Genomic DNA, 1,523 nt, shown 5'->3' on the forward strand with positions numbered 1-1,523 from the left:
TAATTGATAAGGATTATCATTATAATTTTATGTTGAAAAGTTTTAAAAACCGTTTTACAATAAGGTTATAATTTTTTGGCGAACTTTTCACATACATATTATCAGGAGGGAAAAAAGATGGCAAAATATACAATCGTTGACAAAGATACTTGTATTGCATGTGGTGCTTGTGGCGCTGCTGCACCAGACATTTATGACTATGATGATGAAGGTATTGCATTTGTAACATTAGACGATAACCAAGGTATCGTTGAAATTCCAGATGTATTAATTGAAGATATGATGGATGCATTCGAAGGTTGTCCAACTGACTCAATTAAAGTTGCTGACGAATCATTCGATGGCGACTCTTTAAAATTCGAATAGTCTTTTATTAACTTCAAAAAATCTCTCTCATAAGTATGAGGGGGATTTTTTGCTCTCTTTTTCATTCTCACAAAAAAAACCATTAGCAGTTAAGCTGCCAATGGTTTAATATTTTTAAGCATTTTTCATTTTTGCAAATACCCATACTTTCAAGCGTGAAAATAATGCTACAAATACAATTGTTACAACAATTCCTTTAATTACATTAAACGGTAATATCGCCGTTACAATAGTTTGTCGCATAATATCACTAGACATAGCTGGTGAATTTAAAAACCAAGTGTACGCTGGTAAAATGATAAAGTAGTTTAACACACTCATAATAACTGTCATAGTAATTGTTCCTAGCATTAATCCTGTCGTTAAACTTTTTACTGTGCGATACTTTCGGAATAAGAATGCTGCTGGACCAATAAATAAACATCCCGCTATAAAGTTTGCTACTTCTCCTACTGGTACTCCCGTTAAACTCCCTTGAATTCCGTAATGCAAAATATTTTTTATCGCTTCTACAATTACACCTGCAATTGGACTGAAAATTATCGCTGCAATTAAAGCTGGCACATCACTAAAATCAATTTTTAAAAATGGCGGAAGCCCTGGGAATGGAAAATCTAACATCATTAGTAAATACGCAATACTGCTTAGCATCGCTACACTCACCATCTGCACTACACTGTTTTTTTGTTTCATCTTTCTCTCTCCTTTTCCATCGATCTTCTCATGGAAAGTGGAAAGGTTCTGCTATGCCTATTTTTTCATAGAACGAAAAAACCCTTTGTGATTTACACAAAGGGAGAATTTTAAGGCACATCAAACAGACGTTCAAATACTTATCTTTTTTGAACGCTTGAACCTCCATCTTCTCCCATCCAGACTGTACTGTCGGCTTTGGAATCACACCAAATCCTGCCTTAACGGCTCGCGGGCTTAGAACGAAATTATTAACTGTTCATCACCGCCGGTCGGGATTTTCACCCTGCCCCGAAGATAGACCGATATTCTATTTTCCACTTCATTATACAACAACATGATCGTATTGTGAACAAAAAAAGTGTAACTTATTAAAAATAAGTTATTTATTTTATGTTATTAAAGAAACAATCACTATATTTTACAATACAACCCATATTTTTTATAATTCGGTATTTCTCTTA

2 protein-coding genes and 1 riboswitch are annotated in these 1,523 nt (G+C 34.1%); of the genes, one reads left to right on the plus strand and one right to left on the minus strand.

All coding sequences use genetic code 11. From position 1 onward, the window contains the following. Positions 1-117 precede the first annotated feature (117 nt). Entirely contained in the window at positions 118-366 is a 249-nt protein-coding gene (locus KI356_RS26615; RefSeq protein ID WP_001151994.1) for a ferredoxin, read from the plus strand. 114 nt (positions 367-480) lie between these two features. Here the strand turns inward: KI356_RS26615 and KI356_RS26620 are convergent, their stop codons facing one another. After that, positions 481-1,059 (minus strand): ECF transporter S component, encoded by a 579-nt coding sequence (locus tag KI356_RS26620; RefSeq protein ID WP_002011769.1) that lies wholly within the window; start codon positions 1,057-1,059, stop codon positions 481-483. A 163-nt stretch (positions 1,060-1,222) separates the two neighbouring features. Continuing rightward, positions 1,223-1,362: riboswitch (FMN riboswitch) on the minus strand. Between the last annotated feature and the right edge of the window lie 161 nt (positions 1,363-1,523).

Source organism: Bacillus hominis (assembly GCF_018332515.1).
Classification (GTDB): Bacteria; Bacillota; Bacilli; order Bacillales; family Bacillaceae_G; genus Bacillus_A; species Bacillus_A hominis.